Genomic DNA, 21,184 nt, shown 5'->3' with positions numbered 1-21,184 from the left:
TTAGTGGATTTAGACTCCATAGTTCCTGATCACAACAACGAAGTCGACCGGTTCGTTCTTCGATTTTTTGCAAGCACACAGAGATGATTGGAAGCTTTATGAAAAAAATTACAGCCTTGGCTTTTGGTGTTGTTGCCATGCTGGCCAGTACCCTAGCGACCGCAGAACAACTGCTCGATAGAGTCGCTATTGTGGTGAATGAGCAAGTGGTATTACAAAGTGAAGTGGAAAGTATGTTGGCGTCCGTTCGTCGCGACATCGAAGCAAGTGGCGGGCGTTTACCCTCGGATAGTGCCCTACAAACGCAGGTCGCTGAACGTCTTGTATTGCAAACACTGCAAAAACAAATGGCTGAGCGCATGGGTATTCGCATCAACGATGCCATTTTGGATCAAGCCATTGCTTCCATCGCGTCAGATAATGACATGCCTGTAGATGCATTGCGCCAGCAAGTGATTGCCGATGGCCAAAGCTGGAGTGATTATCGGGAAGAGATTCGCACCCAGATTATGGTATCCGAAGTACAACGCTCGGCCATTCAACGTCGCGTGTACATGAGCCCTCAGGAAATCAGTTTGCTGGTAGACTTAATCAAGCAACAAGGTAATCAAGATACCGAATATCGTGTTGGACATATCTTGATTAGCTTACAAGATGAGCAAGGCCGGGAAAATGAATCCCTTGCACGCCAGCGCGCTGAAGAAGTTCTAAATCGCCTAAACGACGGTGATGATTTTGCCCAACTTGCCATCACTGCCTCTGCTGCCGCGAACGCACTTGAGGGTGGTGATATGGGCTTTATGTCGTTAAATGCATTGCCAACGTTATTTGCCAATAACCTTCGCGACCAAGAAGAAGGCGCGATTGTGGGCCCCTTGCGCAGTGGTTTAGGTTTTCACATTCTCAAGATTCATGAAATCCGCGGCACCCAACGGGCTCTTTCTGAAGAAGTGCTCGCGCGCCATATCCTGATTCGCCCTTCGGTGATTTTATCGGACAATCGTGCGCAACAAATGCTCCGTGAATTTCGTGAACAGATTCGTTCAGGTGAAAAAACCTTTGCCGAATTAGCGCGCCAACATTCAAGTGATACAGGTTCTGCTGCCGACGGCGGTGAAATGGGCTGGGCACCTGCGGACGTGTTTGTTCCAGAGTTCCGCAACGTTGTATCGCGCATCGACCTAAACACAATTTCAGAACCCTTCCGCACTGAGTTTGGTTGGCATATCGTGGAAGTACTCGATCGTCGTCAACAAGACATCACCGATCAGCGGTTACGGGAACAGGCGCAAAATATACTGTACCGTCGTAAATTCCAGGAAGAGTTAGATGTTTGGTTGCAGGAAATTCGCGATAATGCCTACGTGGATTACCGATTATAATGATCCCAAGGATCGCGATTACTCCGGGCGAACCGGCAGGCATTGGTCCTGATTTAGTTCTCAAACTCGCTCAGCAGGATTGGCCTGCTGAGCTTGTTGTTTGCGCCGACAAAGGTTTGTTGGTGGATCGCGCTAAGCAACTTCAATTAGATCTTGAGTTTGCCGATTATGATATGACGCAAACACCCTCTCGCCATCGCGCAGGCACGCTCCTAGTTGAGCACGTTCCTGTGGCGGCGCCAGTGACAGTAGGCACCTTAAACGAGCAAAACGGCCACTACGTGGTGGAAACCTTACGTCGCGCAAGCCAAGGTAATCTCGATGGTGAATTTGCGGCAGTGGTCACCGGGCCAGTGCACAAAGGTATTATCAACCAAGCCGGCATTGCCTTTAGCGGCCATACCGAATACTTCGCCCTACAAGCGGGTTGTAAAGATGTGGTCATGATGTTGGCCACCACAGGATTGCGGGTGGCATTAGTCACCACCCATATTCCGCTAGCCTATGTGTCAAAGGCGCTTACACCAGAGCGACTCGAGCGCGTTATCGCCATATTGCACGACGATTTAGTCACAAAATTCGGCCTTGAAAACCCGCGCATTTATGTGTGTGGATTGAATCCACATGCGGGCGAAGGTGGTCACTTAGGCCATGAAGAAATTAGCGTTATTTCCCCCACACTCGAGCGCTTACGTAAAGAACGCGGCTATACCCTGATTGGGCCGCTTCCGGCCGATACAATTTTTCAGCCTAAATACTTACAGAAAGCCGATGTGATCCTGGCTATGTATCACGATCAGGGCTTGCCCGTGTTAAAATATAAAGGCTTCGGCGATGCAGTAAATATTACCCTCGGGTTGCCATTTGTTCGTACCTCGGTTGATCACGGCACCGCACTTGATATCGCGGGTACCGGTGAGGCCGATGTTGGCAGCTTTAAGATTGCTTTGCAGCAAGCGATACACATGGCAGAGCAACAGCACAAGGAATCAGTTTAGTTCATGAGTAAAACGTTAGACGGGCACCGCGCCCGCAAACGGTTCGGCCAAAACTTCTTGCAAGACGAAACCGTGATTGACGCTATTGTGGATGCCATTGCGCCGCAACCCGGACAACCATTGGTTGAAATTGGCCCTGGCTTAGCGGCATTAACACGCCCTGTGCTATCGCGAGCAGGTCACTTGCATGTGGTTGAACTCGACCGCGACCTTGCCGACCGGTTAGAAAAAAGCCCGGAGTTTTCCGGTAAACTCACCGTGCACCGCGCTGACGCACTCAAGTTCAATTTTAATGCGTTAGCAGACACGCTCGGCCAACCTTTACGGGTATTTGGCAATCTGCCTTATAACATTTCTACGCCACTTATCTTTCACCTGCTAAGTCATCTTAATACCATCGCTGATATGCACTTTATGCTACAAAAAGAAGTGATCGAGCGGATGGCGGCGGCCCCCGGTAGCAAAACTTTTGGTCGCCTTACCGTGATGGTGCAACAAGCCTGTCAGGTATTACCGGTACTCGAAGTGCCGCCCGAGGCCTTTAGTCCAGCGCCGAAAGTAGATTCTGCTGTGGCACGGCTCGTCCCTTACAGCGAATCACCTTGGCCAGTGCATGATCGTGCTACCCTTAACCATGTGTGTCATATGGCTTTTCACCAGCGCCGTAAAACCATGCGTAACAATATGAAAAAGCTAATGAGTGCCGAAGAACTAGAGTCGATCGACATTGATCCGAGTGTACGTCCAGAGACGTTAGCAGTTGGAGACTTTGTGCGAATGGCAAACTGGATCACGGAGCATAAAAGAACATTATGAGTCGTACTATCGATGTTGAACTGAGTGTGGAAACTGAGTATTTGAGCGAGCAATCTGAACCGGAACAGGATCAGTTCGTTTTTGCCTATACCATCACCATCGAGAACAAAAGCCCTTATCCGATTAAGTTGCTTAATCGAAAGTGGGTCGTGACCGATGCCAACGGTAAAGTCACCGAAGTTATGGGGGATGGCGTGGTCGGCAAGCAGCCCCGTATCGAGCCTGGTAAATCATTTAAATATACCAGCGGAACGGTCTTAAAAACGCCCTTGGGTCACATGGAGGGAAGTTACGGGATGGTCAATGATGACGGCACCGAATGGCAACTGCCCATTCCTCTATTTCGGTTAGCCATGCCCAATATTCTGCATTAAGCGAGCAACCCATGGCACGATATATTATTGGCGATATCCATGCATGTCTTGCCCCCCTTAAGCGACTGCTCGCAGCCGTCGACTTCAACCCGCGCCACGATCAGCTTTGGTCGGTTGGCGACCTTATCGGTCGCGGTCCAGAACCCTTGGCAACACTTGAATATTTAGTTGAGCTCGGACCCGCCTTTCAATGCGTTCTTGGTAATCACGATTTGCACGCCTTAGCGGTACTTTGCGATGTTCGTCCAGCGAACCGCAATGACAATACCCACGCGCTACGCGAAGGCAGTGATCGCGACTTTTGGATTCAGTGGCTACGCCGACACCCCTTACTGATTACCGATCCAGAGCGTCTTCAATTAATCGTGCATGCTGGATTGCATCCCGCTTGGACTGTGGAAATGGCGCAATCCTGTGCCCGCGACGTTGAGACCACATTGAGATCATCCAATTTCGTTTCCTTTCTCGAGCGTATGTACGGCAACGAACCATCGCAATGGTCAGATAGCTTATATGGGGTGGAGCGGGCCCGTTTTATCGTGAACGCGATGACCCGGATGCGCTACTTACATGCAGATGGGCAGCTAGACTTTGATCAAAAAGAACATCCTTCACACTGTTCCCAGCCTGATGTTATTCCTTGGTTTGAATTATGGCCGCAAAGCCCATGGACCATTTTCTTTGGACACTGGGCTGCGTTACAAGGTGAGACCCATCGAGCCGATATCCGTGCTTTGGATACCGGCTGTGTTTGGGGGGAGCAATTAACACTGATAAACGCTGAAACCTTGGAATTAACCCAAGTGAGCGCTGACTAACACAGGTCCGTTAGCGCGTTGCCACTCATGCCAGCGGGCCGGTGAGAAGATTTAGCCGGTGATTGTGATGCGGGCAAACTTTCGTTTTCCGACTTGATATACCGCAGTGCCATCGGCACATTCCATGCGCGCATCGGCCACACGTTCGCCATCAATGCGAACCGCGTTTTGCTTCACCATACGCATTGCCTCGGAAGTAGAAACAACTAAACCTGCTTCTTTTAAGACATGAGCGAGGCCACGCTGATCCTGCGTAAGTGACAGCGCAACTTCTGGCATATCATCGGGAATCGCATTTTTCTGAAAGCGTTGAATAAAATCTTGTTCCGCCGCCGCAGCCGCTTGCGCACTATGGAAACGGGTAATAATTTCTTTGGCTAACTCTACTTTCGCATCGCGCGGGTTGGCGCCAGCGGCAACGTTGGCTTTGAGGGCATCGAGTTCTTCTGTCGGACGGAAACTGAGTAAGTCAAAGTATTTCCACATCAGATCGTCAGACACCGACATTAACTTACCAAACATATCGTTTGGCGCATCGGTGATACCCACATAATTGCCCAACGATTTAGACATCTTCTGAACGCCATCAAGCCCTTCGAGTAACGGCACCGTAATAACGGTTTGTGGACGTTGACCTTCTTCCTTTTGCAACTCGCGGCCCATCAGCAAGTTAAAACGTTGATCTGTGCCACCCATCTCTACATCGGCTTTCAATTCCACCGAATCCCAGCCCTGTACAAGTGGATAGATAAACTCGTGGATGGCGATAGGCTGACCACCTTGATAGCGCTTTTTAAAATCATCACGCTCGAGCATGCGGGCTACCGTTTGCCGCGATGCCAGTTTAATCATGCCTGCGGCACCTAAGGTGTTCATCCACTCGCTATTAAAACGAACCTGAGTTTTTGCTGGGTCGAGAATCTTAAATACTTGCTCTTTATATGTTTCCGCATTTGCCAACACATCTTCGCTGCTCAGCGGCTTGCGCGTGACATTTTTTCCGGTGGGATCACCAATCATTCCGGTAAAATCACCTATCAGGAACACGACGGTGTGCCCCAAATCTTGAAAGATTCGGAGCTTATTGATGAGTACCGTGTGGCCTAAATGTAAATCTGGCGCGGTTGGGTCGAAGCCTGCTTTTACAATTAGTGGCCGCCCTTCTGCCAATTTATCCTTTAGTTCTTGCTCTACAAGAACTTCGTCTACGCCCCGCGTGATCATGGCGAGCGCCTCGGCTACAGCTTTACTCATCTTTACTCCAGGCTGACTGAACTTTTTATCCATGCTGCATTCTACTTGATTCAAGAGCAGCTTTTAAGCGTTCTGTTTAAGCTTGCATATAGAAAATGCTATGATATAACACGAAGAAGTACAGAGGACTCTTGTTTTTATGGTTGAGCCAATCCAGCGTTTCTTGCAACACCTACCGAAACGCCACCAGTTTATTATCATGTCGGTGGGCATTTTGCTCCTCGTTTTACTCGTCTGGCCTTCAGAGAAAGCCAGTGCGTCCCGCGATATGGCTCCGTATGAACCACTCGAGCCGGGCGTACGCTATGACCTTGAGTTGTATCTGGGTGAGTCAAATGTGTTCGACGATGACAATTCAGAATTAACCTGGATTGATTATGAAGTGCGGTCGGGTGACAGCATGGCCCGCATTTTCCAACGCGTGGGTTTTTCCGCACGCCAACTGCATGAGCTCACCCAAGCGCCAGATGCCAATATTTTACGCCGCATTCATCCGGGGGATACGTTACGCTTTGCCCGCGATGATGACGATAATCTTGTGGCGATGCACTATCGCCTCAATGATACCGAAACACTCATGATTAGCCTTGATGAAGACGGTAATTACACCAGTGAACGTGAACAAAAAATCATTGATACGCGCCTTGAGTTTGCCCATGCCGAAATTACCTCGAGCTTTTGGAACGCTGGCGTTAGCGCAGGCTTAACCCAAGGCCTGATTATGAGCTTGGCGGAATTGTTCGGTTGGGACGTCGACTTTGCACTCGATATTCGTGCAGGGGATCAGTTCAGCGTACTTTATGAAACGAATTTCATCGACGGCCAATTTGTTGGTGTCGGTCGTATTGTCGCAGCCGAATTTACAAACCAAGGCGACCGTTTTACCGCGATTCGTCATGAAGACGGTCGTTACTACACCGCCGAAGGGCGAAGCCTTCGCCAAACCTTCTTGCGCGCACCGGTGGCGTTTAACCGCGTGTCATCGGAGTTTAATCCACGTCGCATGCATCCTGTCACCGGACGCGTGGCACCACATAACGGTATCGATTATGCGGCGCCCGTGGGCACTCCGGTGATGTCTGCAGGCGATGGCCGCGTCGTCGCCAGTGCTTACAATAATTTGAATGGCCATTATATCTTTATCCAGCACGGCGAAAGATACATGACCAAGTACCTCCATTTAAACCGCCGTTCAGTGCAGCAAGGCGATCGCGTTCGCCAGGGCCAGATTATTGGTCAGGTAGGGGCAACCGGGCGGGTCACTGGCCCGCACCTGCACTATGAATTCCTCGTCGACGGCGTGCATCGTAATCCTCGCACCGTGCAGCTGCCGAAAGCTGAGCCTTTGCCAGATTCGCAAATGGCCGCATTTAAGAAAATCGCCTCTGAGAAATTGGCGATGATTGACGGGCGTAAGCGCTTCTACCTCGCGATGCGAAGTGATGACTAAGTCTTATTTTATCGGCGCATTATCGGGAACGAGCTTAGATGCTCTCGATCTTGCGCTGGTGAGCATCGATTCTGAAGGTTCAATTCAACAACAAGACGCATTGAGTTGGGAAATCCCAGCGGCCTTGCAGAGCAGCTTGCGCGAGCTGTGTACCCCGGGTAACAACGAACTTGTCCATTACGGCACTGCCGATAGACGTTTTGCCGAAGTGGTGGCCGCAGGCGTTCAGGCGCTACTTGCACGCAATAAGCTCGCCCCTGAAGAGATCCGCGCGATAGGAAGTCATGGCCAGACGGTTCGACATCATCCAGAGCAAGGGCCCGGCTTTACCATTCAGCTTGGCTGTCCGCACACCATTGCTGCGTTAACCGGTATCGATGTCGTCGCTCAGTTTCGGCAAAAGGATATTGCGCTTGGCGGTGAAGGTGCGCCGTTAGCGCCCCTATTCCATCGGGAAGTATTTAGCCATCCCAGTCATGATCGGGTTATTGCCAATATCGGTGGTATCGCCAATATCAGTTATTTGCGCCATAGTGGCGACCCGTCATCACAGCTTTTGGGCTTCGATACCGGCCCTGGCAATACCCTGATGGATGATTGGATTCAGCGGCATCACCACCAGGCTTACGATATAGGTGGCCGTTGGGCAGCCACAGGCACAGTGCATCAGGGATTGTTCGACACCCTCATGAGCGATCCTTATTTTTCGCGCCGCCCTCCTAAAAGCACGGGTCGGGAGTACTTTACTCCTGGCTGGTTACACCATCGTTTAGAGCGCTTCGAGCAGATTCAACCTGAAGATGTTCAGGCAACCCTACTTGAATGTACTGTTCAGAGCCTGTGTGAGGCCATACGCGAGCTTATCTCAGGTTCGTCGAACTCCCACACTGAAATATTTTTCTGTGGTGGTGGTGCTCATAATACGGAGCTGCTCGCACGGTGCGCAGTGCTGCTGCCTGAATGCACTATCGCCACCACTGATGAGTTAGGTATCCAAGTTGATTGGGTTGAAGCGGTTTTATTCGCCTGGCTCGCATGGTGCCATTGCGAAGGAAAGGTATTGGACTTAACCAGTGTGACCGGCGCCAGCCGCCCTACTATCCTTGGCGCCTATTTCCCCTCGCAATAAGGTTCAAGCATATAAAAAAAGCGCCTCAAAGGCGCTTTTTTGTTCCTATCTCTTTGGCTCTATTTATACGCTGCAAAAGCATCCCGAGTAATGTTTTCACTGCCATCGGCAGTGACAATCACACTGTCTTCAATACGCACGCCGCCGTAAGGGCGCAGCTCATTGATTCGATTCCAGTTAAAATCTTCATTGCCATCGAACTCTTCAAGCAATTGATCGACCACATACATACCCGGCTCAATGGTAAATACGTTGCCCTCTTCCACCTCTCGGCGTAAGCGCAAAAATGGATGGCGGGCATCCCGCTCGAAGCTATCGCCTTGTGGGCTCTTCAAATATCCGCCGACATCATGCACCTGCAGCCCGATGTAATGTCCCAAGCCATGCGGGAAGAAGGCGCTGGTGTAGCCGCGTTCGTAAATAGTGTCGGCGTCTACTTTGAAAAACCCAAATTCATGAAGAATCTGTGCAATGCGACGATGGGTATCCACATGTAAATCATAATAGGCCACGCCCGGCTTGATTTGGGCGATAATGGCCTGCTCCGCTGCATCAACCGCTTCAACCAGCTCTTTGAAGAAGCCATCTTTGGCGGCATAGGTACGCGTAATATCTGCACAGTAGCCGTTGTAATAGGCACCTGCATCAATCAGAAAAGAACGGTGTTCGGCCGGCGCTTCGGTGTCATACACATCGTAATGCAATACGGCACTGTGTTCATTTAACCCAATAATGCTGTTGTACGGAGCCTGTGATTCCCGGAACTTCATCGCACCGTAATAGGCATGGCTAATTTCCAACTCCGATTTGCCCGCGAAAAAAGCAGCTTTAGCCGCTTCGTGGCCACGCACCGCCAATATATTGGCCTTACGCAAATTGGTCTTTTCCCATTCGGTTTTAATAGCTCGTTGATAATGCAAATAATCAATTAAGCCATTGGGGTTGAGTGCTTTTACTTTCCAGCCACTCACAGGCTCTAGTGCTTCACTGATCAGAGCGGTGTGCGCTAACTCATCCGCAAGTGCTACTCGAACTTGGTCAATATTATCGATCAGGGTGACGTCACATGCTTCTTTCCACTCACCTGGCGGTAATTGTGGTTGCGCATGCCAAAAGTCGCGCGCTTGAAATAAAAACACTCTGGGTGTTTCACCGCGACGATAAAAAATAAAGCTCTTCGGACTCTCGGTTACCGGAATCCAATACTTGAACATCGGATTCACGCGAAAAGGATAGGGATTGTCATCAAGAAATGCGTAACGCGGGTTTCCCGCATAAATTAGGACACTATCGAATTCTGTTGCTTCGAGTGCTTCATCGAACCGCTGCTTCAACACAGCTAAGTGGTCTAGATACTGACTCATCACGCCCTCTTCATCATTACGGTAAGAGCGCTAGTGTATCAAATAGAATGCGTGGTAGAAATTGCCTGCGTTAGAAAGGTGTAGAAACCGGACCAACGCGTTCCCGAACCGCCTGAACAACAGGGGAGGTTCCGTATCCCGTGGTTTCCGCCCAACGCAATAAGGGGGTGCCATCGACATCATCGTTCTTAATCATACGCGGGGGAAGTGAACGGGTAAGCATGCGGCCCACTTCTTCGGCCTCAGCGGTAATGGCAAACTGTAACATGGAGTAGCCATTGCAACGCACGGAGCTGTAGAGATTCCGTAACCGTAGGTTGTGGCGATTGATAATCAAGCTTAACTCACGCAAGTTATCACTGCTTATTTCATAGCAAATAGCTTCGGCAATCCCTTCGCCTTGGGCGGCAACTTTGCCCATCGGAAACAAACTCACTAGCACTATCGCGATCAGGCTAGCGGTTCCTTGTGTCAGCAATCGAACCATGAACTTCAGTACTCCAATTTGCCTTGAGGGCACATCAACAACCCCCACTATTGTGGGAGTTGCGCGTCTGAAAGCAAGCTATTTAATGTATCCATTTTGTTAAAATTCAAATAGTTGCTTCTAAACGATTGGTCGCTTCTGAGGAACAAAAAACCCTCGACATAACAGCGAGGGTTGATAAATAGGTACTTAACAAGGTGTACAAAAATTCAACAGAGCTATACGGCGAGGGTGGCTGAGCCCTTAAAAAAGCGACGAATGACCGTTGTTATACGGAAAACGATGCGCCACAGCCACAGGTAGTCGTCGCATTTGGATTGTTCACGAAAAAGCGCGCGCCCTGCAGCCCTTCTTCATAATCCACCACACCACCCATTAAATATTGCAAACTCATGGGGTCGACGACGAGCGTAACGCCACTTTTTTCAATTTTCATATCATCTGGATTTACTTTTTCATCGAAGGTAAATCCGTACTGAAACCCTGAGCATCCGCCACCGGTGACAAATACCCGAAGCTTAAGCTCTGAGTTTTCTTCTTCGGTAATCAGATCACGCACGCGCTTGGCAGCGGATTCACTAAATTCAATCGGCATCGCCTGCTCTACTGCACTCATTCCAGACTCTCACTTATTCTTGCTAATAACCGTGCTCGGCTAATGCCGCTATTGTCGCTGATGCAGGGTATACAATCAACTCTGTGGCGCGAGTTCTAGCTCACTACCCTCAACTAAGTCACTCCAAGGGAAATAACGCTCCGTTTGCCTTCCGCCACGAACCCGCACATGCACGTGCACCGTGTCAGGCGTAAAGCCATCAGGAAACGTGAAGCTTCCCTCGGTAAGGGTAAAGTAGTTCATTGCAAAAGGGTGCTCAGCATCGTACCCGGCTAATTCCAGAATACTCCATTCTTGCCGCTCACCGTTGTACTGACCACGCACCGTAATACGGATATTTCCGGACATGAGCTGCTCAATACGCTCAAGCTGCAATAAAATGACGCGGAAGTAATAGCGACCATCATTACCTAATTGGGACACCTGAAACGAATCGATGGACACGCCATCCGCATCCAATTCTGGGGCCATCACGCGCTGGTAGAAAGCAAGATCCCGGCGAATTTGCGCGTTCTCATCAATTGCACCGCGCAATTCTTGCTGTAACGCGCGCGTTGCAGCGCGCTCCACATCAAGCTCCACTTGCAGAATATTGTTGCGATACTCCAGACGCTCGACGCGCTGATGCAGGCTTGCCCGTTGCGTCTCTTGCAGTCGCGTGCTTTGTTCTAAATGGTGCAACCGAGCATTTCCCGCAAAATAGCCAAGTAGCGCAAACACGACAGCAATTGCCGCGTAGCGGATGAATTGGTACAACCTTGGTGAATCTGGTTGTTCAGACATGCTGGCTCCCTTGATGAACTTCACTTCATACTTACGGTTCGAATGGGGTATAGTTTAACTGAATTTTACGGGTGATTCCCTGCTACTGTGTCATGAATTTATTCACCCATTCTCATGAATCTTACGAAAGGTAAAAGCATGAATGAATTTCTCGTTCTGCAATGGCTAAAAGCGCTGCATATTGCGTTTATGGTGGCGTGGTTTGCTGGCATTTTCTATTTGCCACGAATTTTTGTCTATCATGCAGAATCCAGTGAGCCGGCAGTTCATGAGCAGTTTAAAATCATGGAGCGACGGCTTTTATACTTTGTAACACCCTTTGCTATCCTCACCATTATCTTTGGTTTTGGAATTATTTGGATATATGGGGCCGATTGGTTTCGGATGAGCGGCTGGCTACACATGAAATTGGTGCTTGTGCTTCTCCTAGTGCTCTACCACGCTTATTGTTTTGTACTCCTTGCCGACTTCAAAAACAATCGCAATCGGCGCTCTGGGAAATGGTATCGTGTATTTAACGAAGCCCCGGTTATATTGCTGTTCGCGATTGTTCTCTTGGCCGTTTTACAGCCATGATGCAGGGTATAGAAGCAATCAGAAAAGCGCGCATATTTAATAACCTTATATTCTGTGGCGTTGGGAGTTCTGTTATCATGCTCTCCCAACAGTCGATCACGTTGGAAACATCCCCATGATGAAGTTTACTGGCGCAAATATTCTCTCGGTTGCTCAATTCGATCGCGACGCCATAGAGCATGTGTTTCGCATTGCGGATTTAATGGAACCTTATGCGCATCGACGCAAGCGCACTCGCGTTCTCGATGGCGCCATTCTTGGCAATCTATTTTTCGAACCCTCAACCCGCACTCGGGTAAGTTTTGGCACTGCCTTTAACTTGCTAGGTGGGGAAGTGCGCGAAACCACGGGGATGGAGAGTTCTGCCCTCGCTAAAGGCGAATCACTTTACGATACGGCACGCGTGCTTTCGAGCTACAGTGATATTATTACCATGCGCCACCCAAAAGCGGGCAGCGTGTCCGAGTTTGCCGAGGGCAGTCGCGTGCCTGTGATCAACGGCGGTGATGGCGCTAATGAGCACCCCACGCAAGCACTCCTTGATCTCTACACCATTGAAAAAGAGCTCCAACATCACGGTCGTACCATTGATGGTATGCATTTATGCATGATCGGTGATCTCAAATACGGCCGTACCGTACATTCATTGTCGAAGCTTCTATGTGCATTTAAGAATGTGCGTTTAACCTTTATCTCCCCACCCGAATTAGCCATGCCCGATGAAATCGTTGCTCTTTTAGAGAACGCGGGACACCAAGTTCGGCGGGTCGATAATTTGAGCGGTTCGGTTGATGCAGATATTGTCTATCAAACCCGGATTCAACAAGAACGCTTCGCCAGTCAGGAAGAAGCCGCGCAATATCGCGGACGTTTTCGACTCAATAGTGAGATTTATACCCGGCACTACAAACCAAACACAGTCATTATGCATCCACTTCCGCGCGATTCGCGCGCTGAGGCGAATGAACTTGATAACGACTTGAATCAGCACCCGAATCTAGCCATCTTCCGCCAAGCGGATAATGGCGTGCTTATTCGGATGGCTTTATTTGCCCTGACGTTGGGTGTAGAGCACCTAGTGAGTCGATATGATACCGACGTGATTTGGTACAGTGACAAAGCAAATATTTAATGAGGTTGTAATTATGTCTACCCGTTCCGAGCAATTATTTGAAAGCGCCCAACGTTCTATTCCCGGTGGCGTTAACTCCCCAGTTCGTGCATTTAAAGGCGTGGGTGGTCATCCAATTTTTATTGAGCGCGCTCAAGGCGCTTATTTGTTCGACGTAGACGGCAATCGCTATATTGATTATATCGGTTCGTGGGGCCCCATGATTCTGGGTCACAACCACCCGGAAATTCGTGATGCAGCGATTGAAGCCGCGGAGCGTGGCTTGAGCTTTGGTACCCCCACCGCCGCCGAAATTACCATGGCTGAGAAAGTAATCGCCATGGTGCCCTCCATCGAAAAAGTACGCATGGTCAATTCGGGTACCGAAGCCACCATGAGTGCCATTCGTTTGGCGCGCGGCTACACCAAACGCGACAAAATCCTGAAGTTCGAGGGCTGTTATCACGGTCACGCAGACTCACTGTTGGTGAAAGCGGGTTCTGGGGCTTTAACCTTAGGCGTCCCTAATTCTCCAGGTATTCCTGAAGACTTTGCCAAACACACGCTAACCGTAAGCTTTAATAACCTTGATGAAGTAAAACAAGTGTTTGCCGATCTCGGCGATCAAATTGCCTGTATTATCGTAGAGCCAGTGGCTGGCAATATGAACTTAATCTTGCCTGAACCAGGATTTCTCGAGGGGCTACGTGCCATCTGCGATGAATATGGCAGTGTGCTTATCTTTGACGAAGTCATGACCGGCTTTCGGGTAGCACGGGGCGGTGCACAAGAGTTCTACAATATTAAGCCCGATCTGACCTGCCTTGGAAAAGTGATCGGTGGCGGTATGCCCGTGGGTGCTTTTGGTGGAAAACGTGAAATCATGGATTATATCGCGCCAACAGGGCCGGTATATCAGGCAGGAACACTCTCTGGAAACCCAGTGGCCATGGCCGCAGGTTTAGCAGCGCTTAATTTGCTGAATTCACCGTCAATTTACATGCAGTTAGAATCACGCGTCACCGAACTTACATCGGGTTTACAAGAGCTTGCCAATCGAAAAGGCATTCCCTTTACCACCGCACAAGCAGGCGGGATGTTTGGCTTTTTCTTCAGCGAAGCGGCAAAGGTGTCCACCTACGAGCAAGCGACACATTGCAATATGGAGCATTTCCGTAAGTTCTATCATGAGATGTTAAAGCGTGGCGTGTACCTAGCACCGAGCGCCTATGAGGCTGGTTTTATGTCGTTGGCCCACTCTGAAACTGATATCGAAGAAACCTTACAGGTTGCGGAACACGCATTTAATCTTCTCTAAACTTTGCGCTACACTGTACGACCCCCGAAACACCAGTGGAGCAATCCACTGGTGATTAATTTCGACTGATGTTTGTTGTGTTCTTATTTGCGTCGCGTGAGCGCCAGCAGAAAAGTAGTAGTACTGACCGACGGAGTGTCTATGAGTAGTGTGCGAACAAAAGCCCCACTGTATATCCCTCATGCGGGACCTTCCCTGCTTGAAACCCCATTGTTGAACAAAGGCAGTGCGTTTACTCGTGAAGAGCGCATTATGTTCAATTTAACGGGCTTATTACCGCCACGTTACGAAACCATTGAAGAACAAGTCTCCCGCGCCTACATGCAGTATCAAAGCTTTGATACCACGTTGAACAAACATATTTATTTACGGGCTATTCAAGATAACAACGAAACCATGTTTCATCGGCTTGTCTCGGATCACCTCGAAGAGATGATGCCGATTATTTACACCCCCACGGTGGGGGATGCCTGTGAGAAATTCTCAGATATCTATCGCAGTTCACGCGGCTTGTTCCTTTCTTATGCTGAACGCGATCAAATGGACGACATTCTGCGCAACGCGACCAAACGCAATGTGAAGGTGATTGTGGTCACTGATGGTGAGCGTATCTTAGGACTCGGCGATCAGGGCATTGGGGGCATGGGCATTCCCATTGGAAAACTCTCCCTGTACACGGCCTGTGGTGGTATTAGTCCAGCGTACACGCTACCTGTGATGCTTGATGTTGGCACCAACAACGAAAAGCTTTTAAATGATCCTATGTACATGGGCGCTCGCCATAAGCGCATCACCGGACAAGAGTACGATGATTTTATCGATACCTTTATTCAATCGGTGAAGCGACGCTGGCCCAATGCCATGATTCAGTTTGAAGATTTCGCGCAGCACACTGCCATGCCTATTCTCAAACGCTATCAAGATGAAATCTGCTGCTTTAATGATGATATTCAAGGCACCGCAGCGGTGACCGCAGGTACTCTGTTAGCGGCGTGTAAAACAAAGGGCCAGAAGCTTTCCGAGCAACGCATTGTATTTGTCGGTGCCGGTTCTGCCGGTTGCGGCATTGCCGAGCATATTATCTCGCACATGTGTACTGAGGGGCTCACCCGCGACCAAGCGAAAGCCCGTATATTTATGGTCGACCGTTTCGGATTGCTTAGCGAGGGAATGCCTGCGTTACGAGATTTCCAAGAGGCGCTGACGCAGCCTGCATCACTCATCAGCAATTGGACGTTCAGTGGTGATTATCCATCGCTGCTCGATGTAATGCACTGCGCCCAGCCCACAGTATTGATTGGTGTATCCGGGCAGCCTGGATTGTTTACCGAGCAAGTGGTTCACGCCATGCAACAGTACACACCTGAGCCCATTATTTTTCCGCTTTCAAATCCATCAAAGCGGGTAGAAGCGGCACCTATTGATGTCATTCGCTGGACCAATGGCAAAGCCATCGTTGCCACGGGCTCGCCTTTTAGCGCCGTGCAATATCAGGGCAAAACCTACCCCATTGCCCAGTGCAATAACAGTTATATCTTCCCTGGTATTGGCTTAGGTGTACTTGCAGTAAAAGCGAGCCGAATTACAGAGGAAATGCTGATTACCGCCAGTCGCACCCTTGCCCAGTATTCACCTCTCGCCAACGGCGACAGTGAACATCTGCTGCCTGCGATTACCGAGATATCGACCCTGAGCAAGAAAATTGCTTTTGCGGTGGGCAAAGTAGCCCAAGAACAAGGCCATGCGTTAGAAATTACTGATGATGTGCTGGCTCAGCGTATTGATGGTCATTTCTGGAAACCGGCATATCGTGAGTACAAGCGCGTATCCATCTAATCACTACCGCCAATACACGACGCTTTAGGAACTACCAAACACGCGTCGCCACCAAGGGCGGCGCTTGTCTTCTTCCTGATCTGAATCTTTATCCAATGTCGTCTCTGCACAGGACGCAGGCTGTTGTTGGCTCACCCGGATTCCCGGAAGGCGAATAGTATCGTCACAATTGGGTGCAACCAAAGCACCACTAAAGCGATTCCAGTGCCCCATATCTACGCCCTCAGGCATGCTTAGATCGAGCGGCACGATTCCCGCTTCTTGCCAGATATGTGCGGCCGTGAGCATCGCACCACGGCTTCCTGTAAGTCCAATCGGTTGGTTGTCATCGCGACCCATCCACGTGGTCATCACATAACGTTCGTCAAACGACACAAACCAACTGTCGCGCAAATCATTGGTAGAACCGGTTTTGCCACCGATTCCACTCGCGCTTGCCCCCAAGACTCGCTGCATACCCCGCCCTGTGCCGTCTTGTACGACACGATGGCTCGCATACCGTGCCAGATACGCAACCTCTTCACTAAATCCGCTGACCGCCGGTGTATTGCGCACATATAGCTGATCACCGCGGTGCGTAGTGATACCCGCAATGGTGGTCGGTGCGTAGGCTTCGCCGCGGTTGGCGATATATGAATACAAATGGGTGACCTGCAGCGGGGATAGCTCGATAGTACCCAGAGCCAATGATGGGTACGCATGAATCGACCCGGTCATACCCAAGGAATACAAATGATCACGCAATCGCGTCGGCTCGATCGCCATACCCACCTGAATGGCTGGAATATTGCGTGACTCCGCCCAACTACTCAAAAGTGATACCGGTCCTAAAAACTCATCGTCGAAGTTCTTCGGCTCCCACGCCTGACCACGTTCATTACGCATGCTTAGCGGCTCATCAAATAAGATGCTGGCAAGGGAGTATTGATCGGAATCTTCGAGCGCGACCGCGTAGACAAAAGGTTTCAGCAAGGAACCAATTTGCCGACGCGCTTGAAACGCCCGATTAAAGCCAGCGTTCACCGGTGTCCGGCCGCCAATTAAGGCCCGAATCGTGCCATCGCGATAATCAGAGATGACCACAGCGGTTTGAATCTGTTGATCTGGGAATTCTTGCATGCGCATGGTCATGCCATGCTCGGCTTGCGCCTGCAAATAGGGATCGAAATAAGTAAACACCCGCAGACCGGTTTCTTGCCATGCGCGGCCGGGTATTAATCGGCGCAGTTCTTGCTGCACAAGATCCACATAATCGGGACGACTATGAGCAACCAAACGATAGTTTTGGCGCGTCACGACAGGCGCCTCAAGCGCTGCCAAAAACTGGGTTTGGCTGATGAGATCATGGCTATACATAAGCCGCAGTACAAAATCCCGTCGATCTTGTGCCCGCTCTGGGTTGCGATGGGGGTTATACAAACTGGGCCCGCGAATCATGCCCACCAGTTGCGCAATTTCTGCTGGGTTTAGATCTTCTGGCGCTTTGCCAAAATAGAACTGACTTCCGAGGCCGACGCCATGAATGGCATGCCCGCGATCCTGACCGAAAAAAACTTCATTAAAGTAGGCTTCGAGGATTTCATCTTTGCTAAACCGATAATCCAAGCTCAATGCCATAATGGCTTCATTGATTTTCCGGACCAGGTTTTGATCCATGGTTAAGAACATATTCTTAACCAATTGTTGGGTGATGGTGCTCCCCCCTTGAACCGTGCGTCCGGCACGCACATTGGCCACTGCCGCGCGTAAAATTGAGCTGGGGCGCACGCCATAGTGATGATAGAACTCTCGATCTTCCACCAATAGCAATGTTTGCTGCATAAGTACGGGGACTTGCTCAAGCCCTACCAGCAAGCGGTCTTCATTGTTGTCTGATGCAAAACGTCCAATCAGCTGAGGTTCCAGACGTATCGACTCAATGGGCTGCTGCCCTGGCCATGCCACAAGCGCCGTTAACATACCCTGCTGATCAAAGGTTAAACGTACTCGCTGCCCATGCTCGTAGCGATCAGGGAAGTCGAACGCGCGCCGGAACAGCAGCAATTGCGTCCCTTGTTGTTGAAACTCCCCTGGATTTCGCGCGTAGCGGGTTTCACGATAGTCTAACGCGCGTAATTCACGCACCACTTCCTCACGCCCGATGCCATAGTTAGGGCGAAGTTCGAGGGCACGACTGTACAATAACGCGGGGGCTTCATAGCGCGCGTCGGTAAAGCGTTTGGTAACCACCGTATCCAAATAGATCACGTAGAAAAACAGCAGTGCAGCACCAACGAGTGCGAGCTTTAATAGAAACTTTAAATACCTACCTAAACGCATTATTGCTCCAGTGCTCGCTTGGTTTTATGACTAGCAATAGCTTCGATCGGATTCTCCGGCCACGGGTGTTTCGGATACCGCCCACGCATCTCTTTGCGTACCAATGGATAGCCATCTTGCCAAAATGACGCGAGATCTTGGGTCCGCTGTAATGGTCTGCCTGCCGGCGATAATAGTTCAAATGTGATGGGTAAGGATGCCCCAAGTATACGCGGGGTTTCCGGCTCTCCAAACACTTCTTGTAATTTCAATCGCACCACGGCCGCCCCATGTTCGTCATAGACAATCCGGTGAGTCAGACCACTAGGCGCTTGCCAAAGTTGCGGAAGCAACGCCTGTAATTGCTGCATTTTTTGATAGCCTAAATGAGCTTGCAATGCGGCCAACGGGTTCCACTGCCGCGCCTGCGCTAAGGTGCGGCAATCATTGAGATAGAGTGATGCCCACTGTTCCAAAGTATCCAAGAGACACTGAGGTTGCCAGGCATCGGGATCCGTTTCGAGGTGACTGGCGGCAAGCTGTACCCGTCGTAAAAATTGCGCAACAGGCTCACGTTCGAACATGGCCGCACCAGGGTCCGAAGCCATCGCTGACAATAGCGCTTGCGTAAACTCGTCTGCAGAAGGCGGCTGCTCTCCGTCTTTTTGCGATACAACGATGGCACCTATGCGCTCTTGCTCTTGGCTTCGTAAACGCCCTTGAGGACCACTCCAAAACCAATGGGTGACCTTACTTGTAAGCTTATCCGCATGGGCAAGCAAAACCTGCTTCGGCACTGCCATTGCTTGTCGAATAATCCCGTCACTTTGCCCTTCGCTCAGGGTCATCGCGGTGACCAACAACCATTCTGACCGCAGCATAAATTCAGGCGCCACCTTTGCCGCTACGCCGGTGGCCAACTGATAGCTCTCTGAGTCTTGGCGCCGTTTCGCAAGCCAATAGGGCTCGAGCATCAGGCCTAACTCAATCATACTCTCGGGGTTCACCGACTCTAGCCGCGGCACGGCAAAGCGCTTACACCAATAGCGATAGCGCTTATGGGTACGCGGGTAATGTTTACTCTGCGCCAGAACTTCCGTTAATCCCAGCACTAGTTCATCGCTTCGGCGCCATTCTTGTTCATCTAAGTGGGCTGCCAATAAAGCAGCATGACTGATTCGCTCAGCGTTGCCAGTATCCGCTGCGTACTGCAACATACAGGCGACATGAAGGTCTGTGCCTAGCTGCTGCACCGCACGTCCTTTGGCGGTCATAACCGGAACCTTCTCGCCTATCACGTTCGGTTCTACGCCAGGCTGAATCAGCCCTAATCGTGCGAGTTGCTGCATTGCACGCAGCATGGAGCCTTTTGGCGGCTCCGTAAACCAAGATAAGTGCAACAACGACGACCCCCATGCTGCTGCTTCAAGCATGGCTGGTGCGAGATTTTCTGTCGCTAATGCAGGCTCTGAAAATTTCGCGAATCCTTGTTGCTGACTTTCACTCCATAACCGATAGCAGCGCCCAGCGCGTACGCGTCCTGCCCTGCCTGCCCGCTGCTCCGCTGATGCGGTTGAAATCATTCGGGTAACTAACTGCACCTGTAGGTATTTTTCCACATACCGTGCCTGACGCTCCCGGCCACTATCAACCACCACATCAATATCAGGGATAGTTACACTGGTTTCCGCCAAGTTCGTTGCCAACACCAGCTTGCGCTGCGTAGGGGAATCAATGGGGGTGAGCACGCGCTGTTGCTCAGATAGCGGTAATCGTCCGTGTAGTTCCATTACCTGCCAACCGGCATCGAGTTTAAGTTGCTCCCGAACTCGTTGAATTTCGCGTACTCCTGGCAGAAAAACAAGAATGCCATGCTCTGCGGTATTACTTGCCTCTTGGATCACTGGACCCATAGCATCCAGCCAGCGATCACGCTGCCGAGGCGGTCGAAATAGCAATTCAACGGAGTGACTGCGCCCATCACTCTGTAGCACTTCAGTCTGTTGCCCCGTGGTTTGCAACCAATTTGCCAGTGCGTCCGCTGGGATAGTAGCAGACATCACCATAATGCCGAGTTCCTCACGCAGCTCTTTGGTTTCTAAAGCAAACGCAAGACCGAGATCGCACTGCAAGTTGCGCTCATGAAACTCGTCAAAAATAACAAGGGCAACCCCATTGAGCATGGGATCGCGCTGTATCATTTGCGTGAACATACCATCGGTCACCACCAACAACCGAGTCTGTTGGCTGGCTTTGCGTTCTTGACGCACCCAGTAACCGACACTTTCGCCTATCGCTTCGTTGCAAAGTGCTGCCAAATAACGAGCAATATTCAAGGCCGCCACACGTCGCGGTTGAACCAGAATAATTTGCCCATCAAACTGCCCAGATTGCAATAGGCTAAGCGGAAGTGCCGTCGACTTCCCCGCCCCTGGAGGTGCTTGCAGCACAACAATACGGCTCGGCAGCGCTTGTTGCACCCGAGGCAATAATTCAATAACAGGAAGTGTTGGCAGATTCATAGTGCCTATAATGCCACAAAAAAGCAGCTGGTCGGCACTGCACCAGCTGCTT

Annotated in this window: 18 protein-coding genes; 11 read left to right on the top strand and 7 right to left on the bottom strand. The window is 50.4% G+C overall.

Translation table 11 applies throughout. The annotated features are described in order from the left end of the window. Positions 1-98 precede the first annotated feature (98 nt). Genes surA through HXZ99_RS09510 form a run of 5 tightly spaced genes read left to right on the top strand, consistent with a single transcriptional unit; the run spans position 99 to position 4,388 of the window. Positions 99-1,382, top strand: a complete 1,284-nt coding sequence (surA, locus tag HXZ99_RS09530; RefSeq protein WP_194757071.1) for a peptidylprolyl isomerase SurA — start codon at positions 99-101, stop codon at positions 1,380-1,382. Next, complete coding sequence (gene pdxA, locus HXZ99_RS09525) at positions 1,379-2,380, top strand: 4-hydroxythreonine-4-phosphate dehydrogenase PdxA (protein ID WP_331458492.1); 1,002 nt, start codon at positions 1,379-1,381, stop codon at positions 2,378-2,380. Before surA ends, pdxA begins: the two co-directional genes overlap by 4 nt. A 3-nt stretch (positions 2,381-2,383) precedes the next feature. Beyond that, a complete protein-coding gene (gene rsmA / locus HXZ99_RS09520) occupies positions 2,384-3,196 on the top strand; it encodes a 16S rRNA (adenine(1518)-N(6)/adenine(1519)-N(6))-dimethyltransferase RsmA (protein WP_194757069.1) in 813 nt (270 codons plus the stop codon). Then, positions 3,193-3,570: a Co2+/Mg2+ efflux protein ApaG gene (apaG, locus tag HXZ99_RS09515; protein ID WP_194757068.1), complete on the top strand. Its 378-nt coding sequence runs from the start codon at positions 3,193-3,195 to the stop codon at positions 3,568-3,570. Before rsmA ends, apaG begins: the two co-directional genes overlap by 4 nt. Before the next feature lie 11 nt (positions 3,571-3,581). Next, on the top strand, positions 3,582-4,388 hold the full coding sequence (locus tag HXZ99_RS09510) for a symmetrical bis(5'-nucleosyl)-tetraphosphatase (protein ID WP_194757067.1): 807 nt from the start codon (positions 3,582-3,584) through the stop codon (positions 4,386-4,388). Between the two features lie 51 nt (positions 4,389-4,439). Here the strand turns inward: HXZ99_RS09510 and tyrS are convergent, their stop codons facing one another. Next, positions 4,440-5,642 carry a tyrosine--tRNA ligase gene (gene tyrS / locus HXZ99_RS09505; protein WP_194757066.1) on the bottom strand — a complete coding sequence of 401 codons (1,203 nt, stop codon included), beginning with the start codon at positions 5,640-5,642 and terminating at the stop codon, positions 4,440-4,442. 151 nt (positions 5,643-5,793) lie between these two features. Between tyrS and HXZ99_RS09500 the strand changes: the two genes are divergently transcribed. Together HXZ99_RS09500 and HXZ99_RS09495 are read left to right on the top strand one after the other, a co-directional pair. Next, complete coding sequence (locus HXZ99_RS09500; protein WP_407928518.1) at positions 5,794-7,092, top strand: peptidoglycan DD-metalloendopeptidase family protein; 1,299 nt, start codon at positions 5,794-5,796, stop codon at positions 7,090-7,092. Further along, positions 7,085-8,221, top strand: a complete 1,137-nt coding sequence (locus tag HXZ99_RS09495) for an anhydro-N-acetylmuramic acid kinase (RefSeq protein WP_194757064.1) — start codon at positions 7,085-7,087, stop codon at positions 8,219-8,221. Before HXZ99_RS09500 ends, HXZ99_RS09495 begins: the two co-directional genes overlap by 8 nt. A 59-nt stretch (positions 8,222-8,280) precedes the next feature. Here HXZ99_RS09495 and pepQ read toward each other — a convergent pair whose 3' ends face one another. The 4 genes from pepQ to HXZ99_RS09475 all read right to left on the bottom strand — a co-directional run bounded on the left by pepQ (position 8,281) and on the right by HXZ99_RS09475 (position 11,471). Beyond that, positions 8,281-9,585 (bottom strand): Xaa-Pro dipeptidase, encoded by a 1,305-nt coding sequence (gene pepQ / locus HXZ99_RS09490; protein ID WP_194757063.1) that lies wholly within the window; start codon positions 9,583-9,585, stop codon positions 8,281-8,283. Between the two features lie 70 nt (positions 9,586-9,655). Further along, entirely contained in the window at positions 9,656-10,072 is a 417-nt protein-coding gene (locus HXZ99_RS09485; RefSeq protein WP_194757062.1) for a DUF3718 domain-containing protein, read from the bottom strand. Between the two features lie 268 nt (positions 10,073-10,340). Beyond that, positions 10,341-10,688 (bottom strand): iron-sulfur cluster insertion protein ErpA, encoded by a 348-nt coding sequence (gene erpA / locus HXZ99_RS09480; protein ID WP_194757061.1) that lies wholly within the window; start codon positions 10,686-10,688, stop codon positions 10,341-10,343. 75 nt (positions 10,689-10,763) lie between these two features. Continuing rightward, positions 10,764-11,471, bottom strand: coding sequence for a DUF6776 family protein (locus HXZ99_RS09475; protein ID WP_194757060.1), 708 nt, complete (start codon positions 11,469-11,471; stop codon positions 10,764-10,766). 138 nt (positions 11,472-11,609) lie between these two features. Here HXZ99_RS09475 and HXZ99_RS09470 point away from each other — a divergent pair, with 138 nt between their 5' ends. The 4 genes from HXZ99_RS09470 (at position 11,610) to HXZ99_RS09455 (ending at position 16,312) form a co-directional block, all read left to right on the top strand. After that, the gene (locus HXZ99_RS09470) at positions 11,610-12,047 is read left to right on the top strand and encodes a CopD family protein (RefSeq protein ID WP_194757059.1); all 438 of its coding nucleotides are present in this window, start codon (positions 11,610-11,612) and stop codon (positions 12,045-12,047) included. A gap of 115 nt (positions 12,048-12,162) precedes the next feature. Next, positions 12,163-13,179, top strand: coding sequence for an aspartate carbamoyltransferase (locus HXZ99_RS09465; protein ID WP_228517885.1), 1,017 nt, complete (start codon positions 12,163-12,165; stop codon positions 13,177-13,179). A gap of 13 nt (positions 13,180-13,192) precedes the next feature. Continuing rightward, a complete protein-coding gene (gene hemL / locus HXZ99_RS09460) occupies positions 13,193-14,476 on the top strand; it encodes a glutamate-1-semialdehyde 2,1-aminomutase (protein ID WP_194757058.1) in 1,284 nt (427 codons plus the stop codon). A gap of 141 nt (positions 14,477-14,617) precedes the next feature. Beyond that, the gene (locus tag HXZ99_RS09455) at positions 14,618-16,312 is read left to right on the top strand and encodes an NAD-dependent malic enzyme (protein WP_194757057.1); all 1,695 of its coding nucleotides are present in this window, start codon (positions 14,618-14,620) and stop codon (positions 16,310-16,312) included. A 24-nt stretch (positions 16,313-16,336) separates the two neighbouring features. Here HXZ99_RS09455 and mrcB read toward each other — a convergent pair whose 3' ends face one another. Both mrcB and hrpB read right to left on the bottom strand, forming a co-directional pair. Beyond that, positions 16,337-18,631 carry a penicillin-binding protein 1B gene (mrcB, locus tag HXZ99_RS09450; RefSeq protein ID WP_194757056.1) on the bottom strand — a complete coding sequence of 765 codons (2,295 nt, stop codon included), beginning with the start codon at positions 18,629-18,631 and terminating at the stop codon, positions 16,337-16,339. Next, a complete protein-coding gene (gene hrpB / locus HXZ99_RS09445; RefSeq protein ID WP_194757055.1) occupies positions 18,631-21,132 on the bottom strand; it encodes an ATP-dependent helicase HrpB in 2,502 nt (833 codons plus the stop codon). Before hrpB ends, mrcB begins: the two co-directional genes overlap by 1 nt. Between the last annotated feature and the right edge of the window lie 52 nt (positions 21,133-21,184).

The sequence above is a fragment of the Aliidiomarina indica genome (genome assembly GCF_015354615.1).
GTDB classification, from domain to species: domain Bacteria; phylum Pseudomonadota; class Gammaproteobacteria; order Enterobacterales; family Alteromonadaceae; genus Aliidiomarina; species Aliidiomarina indica.
Note: the sequence above shows the minus strand (reverse complement) of the source record. Positions and strands in the feature narration are given on the sequence as shown.

Excerpts from the sequence above, each read along its gene's own strand:
- HXZ99_RS09455 (WP_194757057.1), top strand. The coding sequence starts at position 14,618 with ATGAGTAGTGTGCGAACAAAAGCCCCACTGTATATCCCTCATGCGGGA.
- HXZ99_RS09470 (WP_194757059.1), top strand. The coding sequence starts at position 11,610 with ATGAATGAATTTCTCGTTCTGCAATGGCTAAAAGCGCTGCATATTGCG.
- HXZ99_RS09510 (WP_194757067.1), top strand. The coding sequence starts at position 3,582 with ATGGCACGATATATTATTGGCGATATCCATGCATGTCTTGCCCCCCTT.
- HXZ99_RS09495 (WP_194757064.1), top strand. The coding sequence starts at position 7,085 with ATGACTAAGTCTTATTTTATCGGCGCATTATCGGGAACGAGCTTAGAT.
- HXZ99_RS09485 (WP_194757062.1), bottom strand. The coding sequence starts at position 10,072 with ATGGTTCGATTGCTGACACAAGGAACCGCTAGCCTGATCGCGATAGTG.
- pepQ (WP_194757063.1), bottom strand. The coding sequence starts at position 9,585 with ATGAGTCAGTATCTAGACCACTTAGCTGTGTTGAAGCAGCGGTTCGAT.
- tyrS (WP_194757066.1), bottom strand. The coding sequence starts at position 5,642 with ATGAGTAAAGCTGTAGCCGAGGCGCTCGCCATGATCACGCGGGGCGTA.
- HXZ99_RS09465 (WP_228517885.1), top strand. The coding sequence starts at position 12,163 with ATGATGAAGTTTACTGGCGCAAATATTCTCTCGGTTGCTCAATTCGAT.
- mrcB (WP_194757056.1), bottom strand. The coding sequence starts at position 18,631 with ATGCGTTTAGGTAGGTATTTAAAGTTTCTATTAAAGCTCGCACTCGTT.
- HXZ99_RS09475 (WP_194757060.1), bottom strand. The coding sequence starts at position 11,471 with ATGTCTGAACAACCAGATTCACCAAGGTTGTACCAATTCATCCGCTAC.
- erpA (WP_194757061.1), bottom strand. The coding sequence starts at position 10,688 with ATGAGTGCAGTAGAGCAGGCGATGCCGATTGAATTTAGTGAATCCGCT.
- surA (WP_194757071.1), top strand. The coding sequence starts at position 99 with ATGAAAAAAATTACAGCCTTGGCTTTTGGTGTTGTTGCCATGCTGGCC.
- apaG (WP_194757068.1), top strand. The coding sequence starts at position 3,193 with ATGAGTCGTACTATCGATGTTGAACTGAGTGTGGAAACTGAGTATTTG.
- hrpB (WP_194757055.1), bottom strand. The coding sequence starts at position 21,132 with ATGAATCTGCCAACACTTCCTGTTATTGAATTATTGCCTCGGGTGCAA.
- hemL (WP_194757058.1), top strand. The coding sequence starts at position 13,193 with ATGTCTACCCGTTCCGAGCAATTATTTGAAAGCGCCCAACGTTCTATT.
- rsmA (WP_194757069.1), top strand. The coding sequence starts at position 2,384 with ATGAGTAAAACGTTAGACGGGCACCGCGCCCGCAAACGGTTCGGCCAA.